General features: G+C 66.1%; 12 protein-coding genes. 10 read left to right on the top strand and 2 right to left on the bottom strand.

The window, feature by feature from the left end; all coding sequences use genetic code 11:
• Window positions 1-70 precede the first annotated feature (70 nt).
• The 6 genes from AAHK20_RS22530 to AAHK20_RS22505 all read left to right on the top strand — a co-directional run bounded on the left by AAHK20_RS22530 (window position 71) and on the right by AAHK20_RS22505 (window position 6,935).
• A complete protein-coding gene (locus AAHK20_RS22530; RefSeq protein WP_449183720.1) occupies window positions 71-598 on the top strand; it encodes a MerR family transcriptional regulator in 528 nt (175 codons plus the stop codon).
• On the top strand, window positions 595-2,151 hold the full coding sequence (locus AAHK20_RS22525) for an MFS transporter (RefSeq protein ID WP_449183719.1): 1,557 nt from the start codon (window positions 595-597) through the stop codon (window positions 2,149-2,151). Before AAHK20_RS22530 ends, AAHK20_RS22525 begins: the two co-directional genes overlap by 4 nt.
• 75 nt (window positions 2,152-2,226) lie before the next feature.
• On the top strand, window positions 2,227-3,114 hold the full coding sequence (locus AAHK20_RS22520; protein ID WP_449183718.1) for a M90 family metallopeptidase: 888 nt from the start codon (window positions 2,227-2,229) through the stop codon (window positions 3,112-3,114).
• A gap of 115 nt (window positions 3,115-3,229) precedes the next feature.
• Entirely contained in the window at window positions 3,230-3,493 is a 264-nt protein-coding gene (locus AAHK20_RS22515; protein ID WP_449183717.1) for a type B 50S ribosomal protein L31, read from the top strand.
• Window positions 3,494-3,790: 297 nt separating this feature from the next.
• Window positions 3,791-5,551: an ArnT family glycosyltransferase gene (locus tag AAHK20_RS22510; protein WP_449183716.1), complete on the top strand. Its 1,761-nt coding sequence runs from the start codon at window positions 3,791-3,793 to the stop codon at window positions 5,549-5,551.
• 4 nt (window positions 5,552-5,555) lie between these two features.
• Window positions 5,556-6,935 carry an MATE family efflux transporter gene (locus AAHK20_RS22505; protein ID WP_449183715.1) on the top strand — a complete coding sequence of 460 codons (1,380 nt, stop codon included), beginning with the start codon at window positions 5,556-5,558 and terminating at the stop codon, window positions 6,933-6,935.
• Between the two features lie 48 nt (window positions 6,936-6,983).
• Here the strand turns inward: AAHK20_RS22505 and AAHK20_RS22500 are convergent, their stop codons facing one another.
• Window positions 6,984-7,388 (bottom strand): carboxymuconolactone decarboxylase family protein, encoded by a 405-nt coding sequence (locus AAHK20_RS22500; protein WP_449183714.1) that lies wholly within the window; start codon window positions 7,386-7,388, stop codon window positions 6,984-6,986.
• A complete protein-coding gene (locus tag AAHK20_RS22495; protein WP_449183713.1) occupies window positions 7,334-7,801 on the bottom strand; it encodes a MerR family transcriptional regulator in 468 nt (155 codons plus the stop codon). The genes AAHK20_RS22500 and AAHK20_RS22495 overlap by 55 nt, the downstream gene beginning before the upstream one ends.
• Before the next feature lie 141 nt (window positions 7,802-7,942).
• On the opposite strand from AAHK20_RS22495, the gene AAHK20_RS22490 reads away from it, so the two are divergent.
• The 4 genes from AAHK20_RS22490 (at window position 7,943) to AAHK20_RS22475 (ending at window position 17,680) form a co-directional block, all read left to right on the top strand.
• Complete coding sequence (locus AAHK20_RS22490) at window positions 7,943-14,074, top strand: alpha-2-macroglobulin family protein (RefSeq protein WP_449183712.1); 6,132 nt, start codon at window positions 7,943-7,945, stop codon at window positions 14,072-14,074.
• A gap of 7 nt (window positions 14,075-14,081) precedes the next feature.
• Window positions 14,082-16,436 carry a penicillin-binding protein 1C gene (pbpC, locus tag AAHK20_RS22485; RefSeq protein WP_449183711.1) on the top strand — a complete coding sequence of 785 codons (2,355 nt, stop codon included), beginning with the start codon at window positions 14,082-14,084 and terminating at the stop codon, window positions 16,434-16,436.
• 178 nt (window positions 16,437-16,614) lie between these two features.
• Window positions 16,615-17,127: a ComEA family DNA-binding protein gene (locus AAHK20_RS22480; protein WP_449183710.1), complete on the top strand. Its 513-nt coding sequence runs from the start codon at window positions 16,615-16,617 to the stop codon at window positions 17,125-17,127.
• Between the two features lie 103 nt (window positions 17,128-17,230).
• Complete coding sequence (locus AAHK20_RS22475) at window positions 17,231-17,680, top strand: YidB family protein (protein ID WP_449183709.1); 450 nt, start codon at window positions 17,231-17,233, stop codon at window positions 17,678-17,680.
• Window positions 17,681-17,749 lie beyond the last annotated feature (69 nt).

Here is a 17,749-nt window from a genome sequence, read left to right as displayed (position 1 = left end):
CCAAACATGAACGTGAACGTTCACGTTTTGCTATACTTCGCTCATTCGATCAACACCCCGCAAGCCTTCCATGACCAAGGAATCCGCCGCCCTAATGACCGTTCGAGACGCCGCCGAGCGGCTTGGCGTGACGCCTCGAACACTCAAGTACTACGAGGAGCGCGGGCTCGTCACGCCCTCGCGCAGCGAGGGACGCTATCGGCTTTACGACGATCAGGATCTCGAACGCTTCGGACGTATCCTGCGATTGCGTTCGCTTGGGTTCTCGCTCAACGGGATCATCGAAATGCTCAAGCGTCCGCTCGAATCCGTCGAGGGCGGGCGCAAACGCTATTCCACGGACTCTTTACAGCAGATTCGCGACGGACTGGCCGAACAAGTGCAGGCACTGGACGCGCGCATCGAAAGCGTGCAGCGCGAATTGAAGGAAGCCCGGGCGCTCAAGTCCGAACTCGGCCGCGATCTCGACTACATCGAGCGGCGTCTCGCCGGCGAGAACGCCGACGCATTGATCGAAGAGCGCCGCGCACAAGCCGCCAGCAAGAAACGCGGCGATACGCCGCCGACAAAAGCGCCGGCGCGGGGCCGCCGTTCATGAGCACCGCTACCAGCAGCCCACCAGCCCTCTTCTCCGAGCGTCTGCGCGGCGACGCATTTCCGTGGGTGCTCGCCCTCGTTACGGGCCTCGACTATTTCGACAACTCGATCTTTTCCTTCTTTACGAGCTACATCGCGGGCGGCATCAATGCGTCGCCCGACGAACTCGTATGGTCGTCGAGCGCGTATGCCGTGGCGGCCGTGCTTGGCATCCTGCAGCAGCAATGGTGGGTCGAGCGGTTCGGCTATCGACGCTACGTCGCGGGCTGCATGTTGCTATACGCGGCCGGAGCGATGGCGGCCGCGGCCTCTGAGTCGTCGCTCGAACTCGCCTTCGTGCGCGGCTTTCAGGGCTACTTCATCGGACCGATGATGGGCACCTGCCGCATCTTGATCCAGCTCTCTTTCGCCCCGAAGGAACGCCCGAAAGCGACGCGGGCCTTCCTGACGTTGATCGTGTCGAGCACGGCGCTTGCTCCGCTTATCGGCGGCCTGCTCGTGTCGCACTTCGACTGGCGCATGGTGTTCGCATGCACGGCGCCCGCCGCCGTCGTGTTCGCCGCGCTCGCTCTCCTCACGCTGCCCAATTCAGGCGACGTCGAGCCGGTAGCACGTGGCAGCCTCCACTTCTGGCCCTACCTCGTCTTCGCGTTCGCTCAGGGCGCGCTGCAGATCGTCATGCAACAGGTGCGGTTCCAGCTCTTTAGCGGCTCGCCGCTGCTGATCGGGCTGACCGCGGCCGGCATCGCCGCGCTCGTCTGGTTCGCCTACCATCAATGGCATCACCCGGCGCCTCTCGTGCGCCTGCATGCGCTGCGCGAAAAGACATTCCGCGTCGGGCTCGCCCTCTATATGTTTTATTACTTCGAGACCACCGCCTTCAGCTACCTGGTGTCGCGCTTTCTCGAGCAGGGTCTCGACTATCCCGTCGAAAACGCAGGACGAATCGTCGGCATCACGTCGTTGATTTCGGCGACCGCCCTCTTCGTCTATCTGCGCTACGCGAAGTTCGTGACGCACAAAAAATGGGTCGTCGTGCCAGGCTTCGCGGTCGCGGCACTGGCCGCGTTCATGATGACGCGCCTCACGCCCGACGTCGGCCAGAGCGCGCTGATCGTGCCGTTGCTGTTGCGCGGCCTGCTGTTGTTGTTCATCGTGCTGCCGGTCGCCAACGTGACGTTCAGCATCTTCGCGATCGAAGAGTTTACGCACGGCTACCGTCTCAAGAACATCGTGCGGCAACTGACGATCTCCTTTGCGACGGCGCTTGTCATCATCGTCGAGCAGCATCGGCAAGCGCTGCACCAGACTCGGCTCGCCGAAGCTGCGAACCCGTATAACCCGGAGTTCCAGAACGCCATCGCCGCGCTCACCGACGGCTTCGCCGCCGCGGGCCACACGCTCGGCGCGGCGCATTCGCTCGCGCTCGTCGAAGTGAGCAAGCTGGTCTCGCAGCAGGCAAGCTTCCTAAGCTCGCTCGACGGTTTTCAATTCCTGATCGGCGTGGCGGTTTGCGGCGGTATATTTGCGGCGTGGCAAAAGCAGATCGATTGAGTTACGTTTCCTTCACCGACTGATTCATGCGATGCGGTGCGCCCGATTGCCGCGCGCACCGCACCCTCTCCGACGATGCTTTCCAAATTCACTCAGTGGTTCGATAACCGGCGGCGCGACCGCGCGCTGCGCGAGCACGCGATCGCCGACGACGTCTGGCAGGCGACGCTCGACGGCCTGCCGTTTCTCGCGCACCTCGATGCGGCCGACGTCATCCGCCTGCGCGACTTGACGAGCCTCTTCATCGCGCAAAAAGAGTTCTCCACCGCGCACGAGCTCGAACTGACCGACGCGATGACCGTCGCAATCGCCGTGCAGGCATGCCTGCCGGTGCTGAATCTGAGCCTCGACTTGTACCGCGGCTGGGTCGGCGTAATCGTGTATCCGGGCGAGTTCATCATCCGCAAGACCGTCGAGGACGAGGACGGCGTCGTGCACGAAGTCGAGCACGATGCGAGCGGCGAGGCATGGGAAGGCGGCCCGGTGATCCTCTCCTGGGAGGATGCGCAGATGACCGACGGCCAGGACGCCTACAACGTCGTCATCCACGAATTCGCGCACAAGATCGATATGCTGACGGGCGAAACCGACGGCCACCCGCCGCTCTTCCGGCGCTGGCACGCTCCCCTCGACGCCGCTAACTGGGCCGACGTGTTCGATCACGCCTACGACCAGTTCTGCGCGCGCGTGGACGCTGTCCCCGAGCGGCGCTGGGCGCGCTTCGAGCGCGAATCGCTGATCGATCCCTATGCGGCCGACCATCCATCGGAATTTTTTGCCGTATGCACGGAGGCCCTGTTCGTGAAGCCGCGCGCTTTCGAAGCCGAATACCCGGAGTTGTACCGGCTGCTCGCGCGCTATTACCGGCAGGATCCGGCCCGCACCGGCGTGCTGGCAGGCGCGGGTGGCGAAACGGCCGGGGGCGCCATAGCCACGGCCGCCAAAAATTCGTCAACCGACTGATTTTCTGGCATAATCGCCGTTTTTCGACCTTAGGCAAGTGGCTCGCGCCTGGGAACGTCCGAGGCAATGCGGACGACCGCAGCGGGTTGGCTACCGCCAGACTAAAGGAAAGACCATGAAAGAAGGCATTCACCCGAATTACCGCGAAGTCCTGTTCGTCGATTTGTCGATCGACTTCAAGTTCGTGACGCGCTCGACCATCCAGACGAAGGAAACCGCCGAGTTCAACGGCAAGACCTACCCGCTCGCGAAGATCGAAGTGTCGTCGGAATCGCATCCGTTCTACACGGGTCAGCAAAAGATCATGGACACGGCCGGCCGTGTCGAGAAGTTCAACAAGAAGTTCGGTATGCGCGCTGGCGCCAAGGCAGCGAAGTAATACCCCCGGATCGGGCGTCGGCACTCAGTCGACGGCAAGCCGGCACAAACGAGAAAGGGCAGCTTCGGCTGCCCTTTTTTGTCGCGTGCGCTTGGCCGTCGGCGGGCTGGCCACGCACGGGGCCACCAAGCTGTTTCCAAAACTTTCAGCTCATTCCCAATCGCGACATATCGTTGCCGCCTGTAAGGTGCGCTGTCCCGCGGCGTCCGCCCCGTCTACAATGCCGGATGCTCAAAAAAGCCCGCTGGCGTCACGCCTAAGCGGGATGATCCGCTCACCGATATCCGCTCAATCTGCATGAGACCCGTTGTCCGCCTCACCGCTTCCGCCACCCGCGCGCTGCCGCGCTGGCTCCTGCTCACGCTGACCATCGTCTATGCGGCGTTCGGTCTCTTCGGCCGTGATCCATGGAAAAACGAGGATGCGGCGGGTTTCGGCGTGATGTGGACGATGGCCAACGGCGGCACGCACGACTGGCTGCTGCCGAATCTCGTGGGCAAGTACATCACCGACAACGGCCCGCTCGGCTACTGGCTCGGCGCGGCGTCGATCCGCGCACTCAGCCCATGGGTCGATGCGAGCAACGCGTCGCGTCTGTTCACCGGCCTGCTCTTTTGCGCAGCCTGTGCGTTCGTCTGGTACACGGCCTATCTGCTCGGCCGCCGCGCCGAGGTGCAGCCGTTCAAGTATGCGTTCGGCGGCGAGCCCGAGCCGCGCGACTACGGCCGCACGCTCGCCGACGGCGCGCTCTTGATCCTGCTCGCGTGCTTCGGCTTGGCCGAGCGCGGCCATGAAACGACGCCGCAGCTCGCGCAGTTCGTCTGCATCGGCATGCTCGTCTACGGGCTCGTGCGCGGCATCGACAAGCCCGTGCAAGGCGCGCTGTGGTGGGGGCTCGCGCTCGGGCTGATCGCGATGGCGAGCAATCCGCTCGTCGTCGCCGCGTTGCTCGTCGGCACGATCGCGATGGTCGTCATCGTTCCCGAAGTGCGTTCGGTCTGGCGGCCGCTGATCGGCCTGCCGCTTGCGGTCGCGCTCGCGATCTCATGGCCGGTGGCCGCGCTGCTCACGTATCGCGAGGACGCCGCGTGGTTCCTCAATCAATGGGCGAACGGCAGCTTCAACCGCTTTTCCGCGCCGCCGGGCTATGTGCTGATCTACGCGCTGAAGAACCTGCCGCTCTTCACGTGGCCCGCCTGGCCGCTCGCGATCTGGGCGTGGTTCAGCTGGGGCGGCCTGCGCCGCAAGCCGCACATCGCGATTCCGCTGCTCGTGATCGCGCCGCTGCTCGTGCTGGTCGTGCTGCAAAGCCATCAGAGCAACCTCCTCTACATGCTGCTGTTGCCACCGCTCGCGACGCTGGCGGCCTTCGCGCTGCCCACGTTGAAGCGCGGCGCCATCAATGCGATCGACTGGTTCGCGCTCCTCTCCTTCACGATCCTCGGCACGTTCGTCTGGCTCGTGTGGCTCGCGAGCTTGACGGGCACGCCGCATCAACTCGCCCGCAATCTCTCACGGATCGTGCCGGGGTATGTCGGGCAATTCAGCGCAATCAGCTTCGTCTGCGCGGTCGTCGTGACGCTGAGCTGGTTCGCGCTCGTGCGCTGGCGTCTCGCGCGGCATCCGAAGGTGCTCTGGCGCAGCGTGGTGCTATCGAGCGCCGGCACGACGCTGATGTGGGTGCTGCTGATGACGCTGTGGCTGCCGATGGTCAACTACAGCCGGACCTATCGCGACGTCGCGCAGCAAATCGCCGCGCACCTGCCCGACGATTACACGTGCATCTCGCCGATCCGCTTGGGCGACGCGCAGATCGCCACCTTCGCGTACTTCGGCGACATGCAGTTCTCGTTCACCGACGACTGCGACGTGATCTTGCGCCAGGATTCGCAGGACTTCAGCGCGCCAAGCCCGATGCTGAGCTACGTGTGGAAGCTGGTCTGGGAAGGCCGCCGCGCGGCCGACCGCGACGAGCGCTTCCGTCTGTATGTGCGCGTCGACCGTCCGAAGCCTCCGCCCACCGTCAAGCGCCGCATCTATCGCCAACCAAAGGGCTAGGGCCATGTTCGCCGATGTGCGAAAAATCACGAGCCTCGCCTGGCCGGTGCTGATCGGGCAGCTTGCGATCATCGCGTTCGGCGTGATCGATACGGCGATGGTCGGCCGCTACTCCGCGACCGATCTCGCCGCGCTGGGGCTCGGCGCCTCGATCTATATCTCGGTGTATATCGGCCTGACCGGCATTCTCGTCGCGCTGCAGCCGGTGGCGGCGCAGCTCTTCGGCGCGCAGCGCGAGCCGGAGATCGGCGAGGAAGTCCGGCAAGCGCTCTGGCTCGCGGCGGCGCTCGCGGTCGTCGGCTTCTGGTTTCTGTTTTCGCCCGAGCCGCTATTGCGCATCGCACGGGCGCCGGAAGCGCTGCACGATCGCACGGTCGCGTATTTGCGCATCCTCGCGTTCGGCTTGCCGGCCGCGCTTGTGTTTCGCGTCTACAACTCGCTCACGAACGCGGTCGGCAAGCCGCGGCTCGTGATGTTTCTGCAAGTCGCGGCGCTCATCGTCAAGATTCCGCTCAATACGTGGTTCATCTTCGGCGGGCTCGGCGTGCCGGCGCTGGGCGGCCCGGGCTGCGCGCTCGCGAGCATCGCGATCAACTGGGCGCTCGCCGCGACCGGCCTCGCCCTCCTCGCCAAGCTCGACGTGTTCCAACCGTTCGCGATCTTCTCGCGCTTTTGCTGGCCGGTCTGGCGGCGTCAGGTCGAGCTGCTCAAGCTCGGCTTGCCGATGGGTCTGTCGTATCTGATCGAAGTGACGTCCTATACGTTCATGGCGCTCTTTATCGCGCGCTTCGGCACGACGACGCTCGCCGGGCATCAGATCGCGGGCAACATCGGAGCCGTGCTGTACATGACGCCGCTGTCGATCGGCATCGCCGCTTCGACGCTCGTCGCGCAGGCGCTCGGCGCCGGCAAGCCCGAAGCGGCGCGCACGCTCTCGCGGCACGGCATCATGATGGCGTGCTCGATCGCGTGCTGTTTCGGTTTCGCCGTGGCGGTGCTGCGGCCTTTGATCATCGCCGGCTATACGCCGAATGCGAACGTCGCGGCGGCAGCGATGCCGCTCGTCCTGATCGTGACCGTCTATCACCTGTTCGACGCGCTGCAGGTCAGCACGGCGTTCGTGCTGCGCGCGTACAAGGTTGTCATCGTGCCGACCGTCATCTATGCGGTCGCGCTGTGGGGCGTCGGGCTCGGCGGCGGCTACTGGCTCGGCTTCGACATCGGCGGCCTCGCACCGGCATGGCTCACCGGCGCGCGCGGCTTCTGGTCAGCCAATGCCGCGAGCCTCGCGGTCGCGGGTGGCGGGCTGTTCCTGTATTGGCGCCACGTGAGTTCGCGGCACCTCCATGCCGTCGCTCGGACGGCATCGACGGACGCCGTCTGAGCGCAACACAGCCGTACTCAGCGCGTCCCGCCTCGCGCTAAGCACGCGTCAAGCAGCCTCGAGCGCGTCCCGCTGCTCGAACACTTCGCGCGCCGCGAAGAGCGCGTTCACCGCCGCCGGGAACCCGGCGTAGACCGCCATCTGAATGAACACCTCGACGATCTCCTCACGCGAGCAGCCGACGTTCAGCGCCCCTTCGATGTGCACCTTCAACTGCGGTTGCGCGTTGCCGAGCGCGGCCAGCGCTGCGATCGTCGCGATCTCGCGCGCTTTCAAGTCGAGCTGCGGCCGGCTGTAGATATCGCCGAACGGAAACTCGATCAGAAGACGCGCGAAATCCGGCGCGATCGGTGCGAGCGCATCGACGACGCGCTGACCGGCCTCGCCGTCGATCTCCTTCAGCTTGTTCCATCCTCGTGCGTAGCGGTCAGCTTGTGCGTTGGTATTTTCCATGGCGTGTCCTTGGCAGGTTGAGAGGGGTTTTCATGCTTACCTGTCATGTCCGCTTCGAGCGTCGCGTAGTGCACGATCTTCTCGTCGATCGCCGCGAGGTTCGTCTGCAACTGCTCGATCTGCGCCAGCACCGCGTCGCGATGCGCGGCCAGCATCTCGCGCCGCTCGCCCACCGTCGCATTGCCGCGCGCACGCAGCTCCGCGAACGCTTGCATCCCGGCGATCGGCATGCCGGTCGCTTTCAGCCGCATCAGCATCACCAGCCAGTCGCGATCGGCGCCCGAATAGAGGCGGTGCCCCGCCTCCGTCCGCGCGACGGCCCGGATCAGGCCCGCCTGTTCGTAGTAGCGCAGCGTGTGCGTCGAGACGCCGGTGGCCGTGGCCATCTGGCCGATCGTGAGTGCGTTTGACATGACAGCACCAAGGTTAGGAGTTCGAGTGCACTCTAAGTCAAGCGTCCATGCTTGTCATGCTTGGGCACCGTTTTGCTTACAACCGCTTACGACCCTCAGGTAGAATCGCCAGCACTCTGAAAGCCATCAGGAGCGCGGTCGATGCGAAACGGCAAAGCAAAACAACAAGGCATATGGGCCGTCGCGACGGCTGCGGTCATCGGTATCGTCAGCCTGACCGCGTGGCGAGCCGACGCGGCGCGCACCATCAGCGTGTCCCCGCAAGGCAAGGTCGCGCAGGTGCGGCAGGCCGTCGTCAAATTCGATGAAGCGATGGTGCCGTTCGGCGCGCCCGATCTGCCCAACCCCGCGCAGCTTCATTGCAACGATGCCGCCGCGACGAGCGGCCAAGGCCGCTGGATCGACGAAAAGACCTGGGCCTACGACTTCACGAACGACCTCCCGCCGGGCGTGCGCTGCACGATCGACTTGAATGGCGGGCTGAAGTCCAGCGCCGGCAACGCGGTGACGGGCACGCGGCGGTTCACGTTCGAAACCGGCGGCCCGTTCCCCACCGACGTCATGCCGGGCGGCGGGGAAATCGAAGAGCACCAGGTCTTTGTCGTGAAGCTCAATGGTCCGGCGACCGAGGCATCGGTGCGCGAGCATGTCTGGTGCGAATCGAACGGCCTTGGCAATCGCATCCCTGTGCAGTACGCCGACGCCGCGACGCGCAACGCGCTCCTCGATCACTTCCGCCTCAAGAAAGAAAGCGCGCGCGTGCTGACGCTTGCTTGCCAGCAGACGCTGCCTTCGAGCGCGAAGATGCAGCTCGTCTATGGCAAGGGGGTCGCGAGCCCGAGTGGCATCGCGAACGATGTCGAGCGGCGCTTCGACTACACGGTGCGCGAGCCGTTCGCCGCGAGCTTTTCGTGCGAGCGCGAAAACGCGAAGGCGCCGTGCACGCCGCTGCGACCGATCCGCCTGCAATTCAACGCGCCGATCAAGCGCGCCGATGCCGAAACCATCCGCGTGCAAGGCCCGAGCGGCGCGATCGCGCCGACTTTCGCGCCCGACGACAAAGACGCGGAAACCGCCATCGTCGAATTCGCGGCGCCGTTGCCCGAGAACGCGGAACTCACGATCGACGTGCCCAAGTCGCTCAAAGACGCGAGCGGTCGATCGCTCTCGAACGCCGACCTCTTCCCGCTCAAAACGCGCACTGCTCCGATGCCGCCGCTCGCGAAGTTTTCGTCGTCGACGTTCGGCATCATCGAGCGTTACGCCGAGCCCGATATGCCGCCGCTCGTGCCTGTCACGCTGCGCAACGTCGAAGCCGATCTGCACATCGCCGGCCTCAACGCGGGCAGCGCGCAGTTCACGAAACTGCAAGTCGGCGCAGACAGTGATATCCGCCGTTGGATGCAGCTTGTCGAGCGCTTCGACGAATACGGCATGAGCAAGTCGTCGATCGACAAGCTCCTGCCGGGCTTGCTCGCGCGCAACCCCAACGCGGTGATCGTGCCGCCGCCGCGAGGTTCGTCCGATGACGCACAGACCGATACGCAAGCCGATAGCGCCAGCCGCAAAGATCCGCTCATCGATGTCCGTTCGCTGTCGCTGCTTGCCGGGCAAAAGGGCGTCGAAACGCTGAACTTGCCGAAAGCCGATCCGAAGACGCTGCGGCCGTTCGAAGTCGTCGGCGTGCCGGTCGGCAAGCCCGGCTTCTATGTGATCGAGCTGGCGTCGCCCGCGCTCGGCGCATCGCTGCTCGGCAAGCCGGCGCCGATGTACGTGCGCACGGCGGTGCTCGTCACGAACCTCGGCGTGCATTTCAAGCAAGGGCGCGAGAACAGCGTCGTGTGGGTCACGACGCTCGACAAAGGGCAGCCCGTGCCGAACGCGAATGTGCACGTGTCCGATTGCGACGGCGACGAGATCGCCTCGGGCAAGACCGATGCGCGCGGCCTCCTGACCATCGATGGCCCGCTCGAAGCCAAGCGCCGCTGCGACGACGATCGCTTCAACGGCTTCTTCGTCTCGGCGCGCATCGACGATCCGAAGACCGGTCCGGACATGGCCTTCGTCCAATCGGACTGGAATCGCGGCATCGAATCGTGGCGCTTCAACGTGCCGACCGATCTCAGCACCGAACAAACCGTGCGTGCGCATACCGTGTTCGACCGGACGCTGTTGCGCGCGGGCGAAACGGTGTCGATGAAGCACATGATCCGCATCCAGACGCTGCAGGGCTTCGCGTTTCCGAAGCAGTATCCGACGCGCGTCACGATCCGCCACCTCGGCACTGGCCAGACCTATCATCTGCCGCTCACCTGGGCCGCCGATCACACGGCGGATTCGACGTTCACGATTCCGACATCGGCGAAGCTCGGCGAGTACAGCGTGTCGCTTGACAACGGCGACGCGGGTGCGAGCGGCGATAGTCAAGGCGGTGACGACAATAGCGGCGACAGCGACAACAGCGACGCCGGCGATTCCCCGCGCGTGAGTTACGACAGCGGGAGCTTCCGCGTCGAAGAATTCCGCCTGCCGGTTTTCAAAGGCACGATTGCCGTGCGTAACGAGAAAACGAGCCCGCTCGTCGCCGCGAAGGAAGCGCCCGTTTCGGTGCAAATCGACTATGTCTCCGGCGGCCCGGCATCGAATCTGCCGGTGCAGGTATCGGCGCTCGTGAAGCCGGCTACGCCCTCCTTCACCGACCGTTTCCCCGATTTCAGTTTCGCGCCGTACCGCCGTCATGCGGACGACAACAACGCCGGCGACGAAAACGCTTCGTCCGACGAAGACAGCGACACGCAAGCGGCCGAGGAAGTGGCGAAGCTCGTTGCCGACAAGGAGCCCGTCACGCTCGATCGAAACGGCTCGGGGGCGCTCGTGCTGAAGAATCTGCCGAGCGTCGATGCGCCGAAGCGCCTCGCGCTCGAAGCCACGTTCGCCGATCCGAACGGCGAGGTGCAGACGATCAGCGGCAACGCGACGCTGTGGCCCGCGGCCGTCGTCGCGGGGATCAAATCGGGACGCTGGGTGTCGGTCGGCAACTCTGTGCCGGTCAAGGCGCTCGCCGTCGATCTGCAGGGCAAGCCTCGCTCCGGCGTCGCGCTCGAAGTGCGCGGCGTCGCGCGCATCATGACGACTTCGCGCAAGCGCATGGTGGGCGGCTTCTATGCCTACGACAACCACACCGAAACGCGTGATCTCGGCACGCTGTGCAGCGGCACGAGCGACGACCACGGCCTCCTGTCGTGCGACGCCAAGCTGCGCGACGCGGGCAACATCGATCTGATCGCGGTCGCGAAGGACGGCGACGGCCACACTTCGAGCGCCAGCACCTCCGTGTGGGTCACACGCGAAGACGAGTTGTGGTTCGGCGGCGAGAACACCGACCGCATCGACGTCCTGCCGGAAAAGACCAGCTACGAGCCGGGCGAGACCGCCCGCTTCCAGGTGCGCATGCCGTTCCGTTTCGCGACCGCGCTGGTCGCGGTCGAACGCGAAGGCATCATCGAGACGCACGTCGTGCAGCTCGACGGCAAGGACCCGACCGTGGAGCTCAAAGTCAACGAAGCGTGGGGGCCGAACGTGTACGTGTCGGTGCTCGCGCTGCGCGGGCGCATCCACGAAGTGCCCTGGTACTCGTTCTTCACCTGGGGCTGGAAGGCGCCGCTCGAATGGGTGCGCGCGTTCTGGTACGAGGGCCGCCAATACGAGGCGCCGACGCCTCTCGTCGATCTCTCGAAGCCCGCGTTCCGCTATGGGCTCGCTCAGATCAAGGTCGGCACGGCGGCGCATCGGCTCGCGGTGACGGTCACGCCCGATGCCAAGTCCTACCCCGTGCGCGGCAAGTCGCACATCACCGTGCGCGTGCAATTGCCTGACGGCAAGCCGGCGCCGGCCGGCACGCAGGTCGCCGTGGCCGCCGTCGACGAAGCGCTGCTCGAACTGATGCCGAACCAAAGCTGGGACGTGCTCGACGCGATGCTGCAACAGCGTGCCTACGGCGTGGAGACGTCGACCGCGCAGATGGAAATCGTCGGACGCCGTCACTTCGGCCGCAAGGCGGTGCCCGCGGGCGGCGGCGGTGGGCATAGCGCCACGCGCGAGCTGTTCGACACGCTGCTCTTGTGGAACCCGCGCGTGACGCTCGATGCGAACGGCCAGGCGAGCGTCGAAGTGCCGCTCAACGATTCGCTGACGAGCTTCAGGATCGTCGCGATCGCCGCAGTCGGCACGGGCCAGTTCGGCAGCGGCAGCGCATCGATCCGCAGCACGCAGGATTTGCAGCTGATCTCGGGCTTGCCTCCGCTCGTGCGCGAAGGCGATCAGTTCCGCGCGCAGTTCACCGTGCGCAATACGACGGCGCGCGCGATGAAGGTCGTCGTGACTCCGAACGCCGCGCCGTTGACGCTCGCGCCGCAGACGATCGACCTCGCGCCCAACGCGGCGCAGGATATCGCGTGGACTGTCACCACGCCAGACGGCATTGCCGACGCCCCGACGCCCACGCTCACCTGGACCGTGAACGCCGCCGAGCAAGGCGGCACGCATGCGGCCGATGCGGTGAAGCTCTCGCAGCGCGTGGCTGCCGCCGTGCCCGTCACGGTCCAGCAGGCCACGCTCGCCCAGGTGGACAGCACGTTGTCGATCCCGGTGGCCGCACCCGCGAACGCGACATCGACGCAAGCCGGCGTCCTGCGCGGCGGCATCGCGGTCTCGCTGCAGCCGAAGCTGTCCGAGGGCATGCCCGGCGTCACGCGCTGGTTCGAGCGCTACCCGTATAGCTGCCTCGAACAGCAGACCTCGCGCGCGATCGGCCTGCGCGACGCGACGCAATGGCAGGCGGTGATTGCACGCATGCCTGTCTATCTCGACCGCGACGGCCTCGCCAACTACTTCCCGCCGAGCGACGACGACGCGAGTCACGGCAGCCCCACGCTGTCGGCGTATCTGCTCGCCGTCACCGACGAAGCGTCGAAGCTCGATCCGCGCTTCGCCCTGCCCGACGATTTGCGCAGCAAGCTCGAAGCGGGCCTCACGAGCTTTGTCGAAGGCCGCATCGAGCGCAACTTCTGGGCGCCGCGCAAAGACCTCGACTTGCGCAAGCTCGCGGCGATCGAGGCGTTGTCGCGCTATGGCGCGGGCAACGCGCGCATGCTGGGCTCGATCGAGATCGCGCCGAACCAGTGGCCAACCTCGGCGGTGCTCGACTACTACCAGATCCTCTCGCGCGTGAAGGACGTTCCACAGCGCGACGAGAAGCTCGTGCAAGCCGAGCAGATCCTGCGCGCGCGGCTCACGTACCAGGGCACGCGCCTCACGTTCTCGACCGAAGCCGGCGACACGCTCTGGTGGCTCATGACCGATCCCGAGGTCAACGCGGCGCGCATGGCGCTCGCGTTCGTCGACAACCCCGGCTGGAAAGACGAGATGCCGCGGCTCGTGGCCGGCATGCTCGCGCTGCAGACCCGCGGCGCATGGCAGACGACGACTGCCAACGTCTATGGATCGCTGGCGGTCGAGCGGTTCTCGCGCGTGTTCGAGAGTACGCCGGTCACGGGGCAGACGAAGATTCAGCTCGATGGCGTCACGAAAACGATCGGCTGGAGCGCGGCGACGTCGGCCGCGGCTGCGCCCGCGCAGGCCGCGAGCTCGGCATCCGCCGTATCGAGCGTCAACGCATCGCCCGTCACTCGGACCCGCAATGTGCGCAGCGAATTGCTGCCATGGCCCGCGGCGCAATCCACCGCGCCGCTCACGTTGACGCAGGAAGGCACCGGCAAGCCGTGGGCGACGATCGAAAGCCTCGCAGCCGTCGCATTGAAAGCGCCCTTCGCCGCCGGCTACCGGATCATGAAGACCATCACGCCGGTCGAACCCGCTGTCAAAGGCGCCTATTCGCGCGGCGATATCGTGCGTGTCCATCTCGACATCGACGCGCAGACGGACATGACCTGGGTCGTCGTCAACGATCCGATTCCAGCCGGCGCAACGATCCTCGGCTCGGGGCTCGGGCGCGACTCGGAAGCGGCAACGCAAGGTGAAAAGCAGCGCGGCGACACCTGGCCCGCGTTCGTCGAGCGCGGCTTCGACGGCTATCGCGCGTACTACGAGTACGTGCCGAAGGGCAAATTCTCGGTCGAGTACACGGTGCGCCTGAACAACGTCGGCACGTTCGGCCTGCCGCCGACGCGCGTCGAGGCGCTCTATGCGCCTTCGACGTTCGGCGTGCTGCCGAATGCCCAACTGGCCGTGCAGCCGGCGCCGGCGGCGAAGTGAGTCTGCGATGAGGATATCGACGTTCGCTATCCGGCTGCCCGCGCGTGACGACGCGCCGGCACGCCTGGGCGAACGCCGAGCGACAGCGCGCGCCACGTTGCGCCGAGCCGCCATCGTCATCCTCGCGCTGCTCCCGCTCCACGCCCTCGCACTGCCCACGTTCGACATCGTCAAAAGCGACTGGCGCAGCTCCGATTGGGTGCTGCTCTCACGCGACGGCGAGCCGCTCGAACGCACGCGCGTCGACCGCAGCGAGCGGCGCGGCGACTGGGTGGCGCTCGCCGACGTGTCGCCCGCGCTGCGGCAGGCGATCGTCGTCTCCGAGGACAAGCGCTTCTACGCGCACAGCGGGGTGGACTGGCGTGGCGTTGCTGGCGCGGCGTGGGGCAACCTGTGGAATACGCGCACGCGCGGCGCGTCGACGGTCACGATGCAGCTCACGGGCCTGCTCGACGACGATCCGAAACGCTCTGGACAACGATCGATCGCGCAAAAGGCCACGCAGGCCGCGAGCGCGCTCTGGCTCGAGCGGACCTGGCGCAAGGACCAGATCCTCGAAGCGTACTTGAACCTCGTGCCGTTTCGCGGCGAGACCGTCGGCCTCTCGGCGCTCTCGCAGACGCTCTTCGGCAAGGCGCCGTCCGGGCTCGATGAGCGCGAATCAGCCGTCGCCGCCGCGTTGATCCGCGCGCCGAACGCGCCCTATCGCAAAGTGGCGGATCGCGCCTGCCGCATCCTGCGCGACATGGATTCGGCAAGCGGTTGCGCGAATCTCGATGGCTTCGTGCAGCTTGCGTTTGCGCGTCCGGCGCTGCCTGTAGTGAGCACGGTCGCGAGCGCGTCCACCGATTCGGATGCCCTCGCGCCCCACTTCGCACGACGCGTCGCCAACGAAGTCCACCCAAGCGCGGGCATGCGCGTGCGCTCGACACTCGACGCGCGCCTGCAGCGCTTCGCGCGCGACACCCTCACGCGCACGCTGATCGAATTGAACGCGCCGGCCCATCGGCGCAACGTGCAGGATGGCGCGGCCGTCGTCATCGACAATGCAACGGGCGACATCCTTGCCTACGTCGGCTCGTCGGGCGCGTTGTCGAAGGCGCGCGACGTCGATGCGGTGCTCGCGCTGCGTCAGGCCGGCTCGACGCTCAAGCCGTTCCTCTACGCCGAAGCGATCGACGAGCGGCGCGTGACGACCGCCTCGCTCCTCGACGACGCCCCGCTCGACCTCGCGGCCGGCGGCGGCCTCTACATGCCGCAGAACTACGACAAGGGCTTCAAGGGCTGGGTCAGCGTGCGCACGGCGCTCGGGTCGTCGCTGAACGTGCCGGCGGTGCGTACGCTCGTGATGGTCACGCCGCACCGCTTCGCCAAGACGCTCACCGCGCTCGGCCTGCCGCTCACGCAGGAAGGCGACTACTACGGCTACAGCCTCGCGCTCGGCAGTGCGGACGTGAATCTGCTTACGCTGAGCAACGCGTATCGCACACTCGCGAACGATGGCGTGGTGCGGCCGACGTTCGATATTCCGCGCGACGCGTCCTCCGCAAAAACGGCAACGTCGGCGTCGGTATCGGCAGCCAAGGAAACCCGTGTCTTCAGCCGCGACGCGAGCTTCATCGTGACGACCGTGCTCTCCGACAACAACGCCCGCACGCGCACGTTCGGTTTCGACAGTCCGCTCGCGACGCGCTTTTTCTCGGCCGTGAAGACCGGCACCAGCAAAGACATGCGCGACAACTGGACCGTCGGCTTCACGTCGCGCTACACGATCGGCGTGTGGGTCGGCAATGCCGACGGCACGCCGATGTGGGACGTGTCCGGCGTCTCCGGCGCGTCGCCCGTGTGGGCGGCGATCGCCGGCTATTTGCACCGGAACACGCCGAGCGTCGCGCCGGCCGCGCCGCCGGGCGTCGTGAGGACGCGCGTCGTCTTCGAGAACGCGCTCGAACCTGCGCGCGACGATTGGTTCATGGCCGGCACGCAAACGCCGTTCGTCGGGTTGGCTGCAAACGCCGCCGCCACTCCGAACGCCACGACCAGCGCGCAAGCCGCCGCGCCGCAAATCGTCGGACCGACCGACGGCACGATCTTCGCGCTCGACCCCGACATCCCGCCCGCACGCCAACGCGTGTGGTTCGAGCGCGCGCCGGGCTCATCCGCGCGCAGCACCTGGCGGCTCGACGGCAAGCCGCTCGGCAGCGCAGCGCGCGTCGCGTGGCTGCCGTGGCCCGGGACACACGTGCTCGAACTCGTCGAAGCGCACGGCAACGTCGCCGACACCGTGCGCTTCGAAGTGCGCGGCGCGAGCGCGAAGCGTGCCGCCGCGCGCGAAGGCAGCCGCGTAACGCCGCATCAATAGTTCCAGAATGAATCGTCAGATATGGTCAGATGCGCTTTACAGCGCTCGCACGGCCCCGGCAAACTTTGAGCGCGTCATAAAAAGGGCGCGCAAATTGTCCTATGCTTAACCGCAGCGCCTGCTGCAATGTGTCGTCCGTTCCCGGCTGTTTCCCTTTGCCCTCAATGGAGTCGTTGCCATGCTGAAGAAGCTGTTACTGCTGTGCGTTGCTTGCTTCCTGACGATGTCCGCGGCGTTCGCGGCATCCGTCGACGTCAACACTGCTGACCAAACCACGCTCGAAAGCTTGAAGGGACTCGGCCCCGTCAAGTCGAAAGCCATCATCGACGAGCGCAGCAAGAACGGTCCGTTCAAGGACGCCGACGACCTCGCGAATCGCGTCAAGGGCCTCGGCACGAAATCGGTGACGAAACTCGAATCCGAGGGCCTGACGATCGGCGGATCATCGGTGCCGCCGACGGGCGCCGGCAGCAAGAGCACGAATAGCACGAAGGGCGCCACTGGCGCGATGAGCCCCGCCGCTTCGGCGCCGGCCGCCAAGGCCATGTCGAAGAGCGCCGCGCCGTCGACGATGGCCGCGGCCTCGGCGAGCACCGCCGCGAGCGCGCCGATGGCCGCATCGGGCGGCAAAGCATCGAAGAAGTCGAAGAAGGCCAAGGCGGCATCGGCCGCTGCCGCATCGGGCGGCTGATCGCCGCCATCCGCATCCCCCCGTTCGCCGCGCTTCGCGCGCGGCGCCGTTCACCACAGGCATCAAGCACTACACGCGATGCCGTTCACAAAGAGAGTCCGTCATGAGCTTGCTCGACACCGTCTCGTCCCTGCTAGGCAACAACTCGTCGCCCGAAGGCAGCCAGAATCTGATCCAGGCCGCCCTGGAGTTCGTCAACAACCAGCCGGGCGGCTTGAGCGGCCTGGTCCAGCAGTTCCAGGAGAAAGGCGCCGGCGACATCGTCAGCTCGTGGATCGGCAACGGCGCGAACCAGGCGATCTCGCCTGAAACGCTGCAAAACGTGCTCGGCTCCGACGCGCTCTCCGGCATCGCGCAGAAGGCAGGCGTGTCGTCCGATCAAGTGTCCGGGCTGCTCGCGCAAGTGCTGCCGCACGTCGTCAATCACGCGACGCCTGACGGCGAAGTGCCGGCCGGCGGCCAGCTCGATGTGTCGAGCGTGCTAGGTGCGCTCGGCGGCGCCGGCGGCCTGGCATCGCTCGCGGGCGGGCTGTTCGGCAAGAAGGACGCCTGAACGCGCGCTGCGGCGTCGGCTATTCAAGCGGCGCCTTGCAGCAGCACACCACCGCGCGACAGACGAGTT

Source organism: Trinickia camelliae, from assembly GCF_053525655.1.
The sequence above is the reverse complement of the archived record's forward strand: the minus strand, read 5'-3'. Positions and strand labels throughout refer to the sequence as shown.

Coding starts and splice junctions, on each gene's coding strand:
- AAHK20_RS22530 (WP_449183720.1), top strand. CDS start 71: ATGACCAAGGAATCCGCCGCCCTAATGACCGTTCGAGACGCCGCCGAG.
- AAHK20_RS22525 (WP_449183719.1), top strand. CDS start 595: ATGAGCACCGCTACCAGCAGCCCACCAGCCCTCTTCTCCGAGCGTCTG.
- AAHK20_RS22520 (WP_449183718.1), top strand. CDS start 2,227: ATGCTTTCCAAATTCACTCAGTGGTTCGATAACCGGCGGCGCGACCGC.
- AAHK20_RS22515 (WP_449183717.1), top strand. CDS start 3,230: ATGAAAGAAGGCATTCACCCGAATTACCGCGAAGTCCTGTTCGTCGAT.
- AAHK20_RS22510 (WP_449183716.1), top strand. CDS start 3,791: ATGAGACCCGTTGTCCGCCTCACCGCTTCCGCCACCCGCGCGCTGCCG.
- AAHK20_RS22505 (WP_449183715.1), top strand. CDS start 5,556: ATGTTCGCCGATGTGCGAAAAATCACGAGCCTCGCCTGGCCGGTGCTG.
- AAHK20_RS22500 (WP_449183714.1), bottom strand. CDS start 7,388: ATGGAAAATACCAACGCACAAGCTGACCGCTACGCACGAGGATGGAAC.
- AAHK20_RS22495 (WP_449183713.1), bottom strand. CDS start 7,801: ATGTCAAACGCACTCACGATCGGCCAGATGGCCACGGCCACCGGCGTC.
- AAHK20_RS22490 (WP_449183712.1), top strand. CDS start 7,943: ATGCGAAACGGCAAAGCAAAACAACAAGGCATATGGGCCGTCGCGACG.
- pbpC (WP_449183711.1), top strand. CDS start 14,082: ATGAGGATATCGACGTTCGCTATCCGGCTGCCCGCGCGTGACGACGCG.
- AAHK20_RS22480 (WP_449183710.1), top strand. CDS start 16,615: ATGCTGAAGAAGCTGTTACTGCTGTGCGTTGCTTGCTTCCTGACGATG.
- AAHK20_RS22475 (WP_449183709.1), top strand. CDS start 17,231: ATGAGCTTGCTCGACACCGTCTCGTCCCTGCTAGGCAACAACTCGTCG.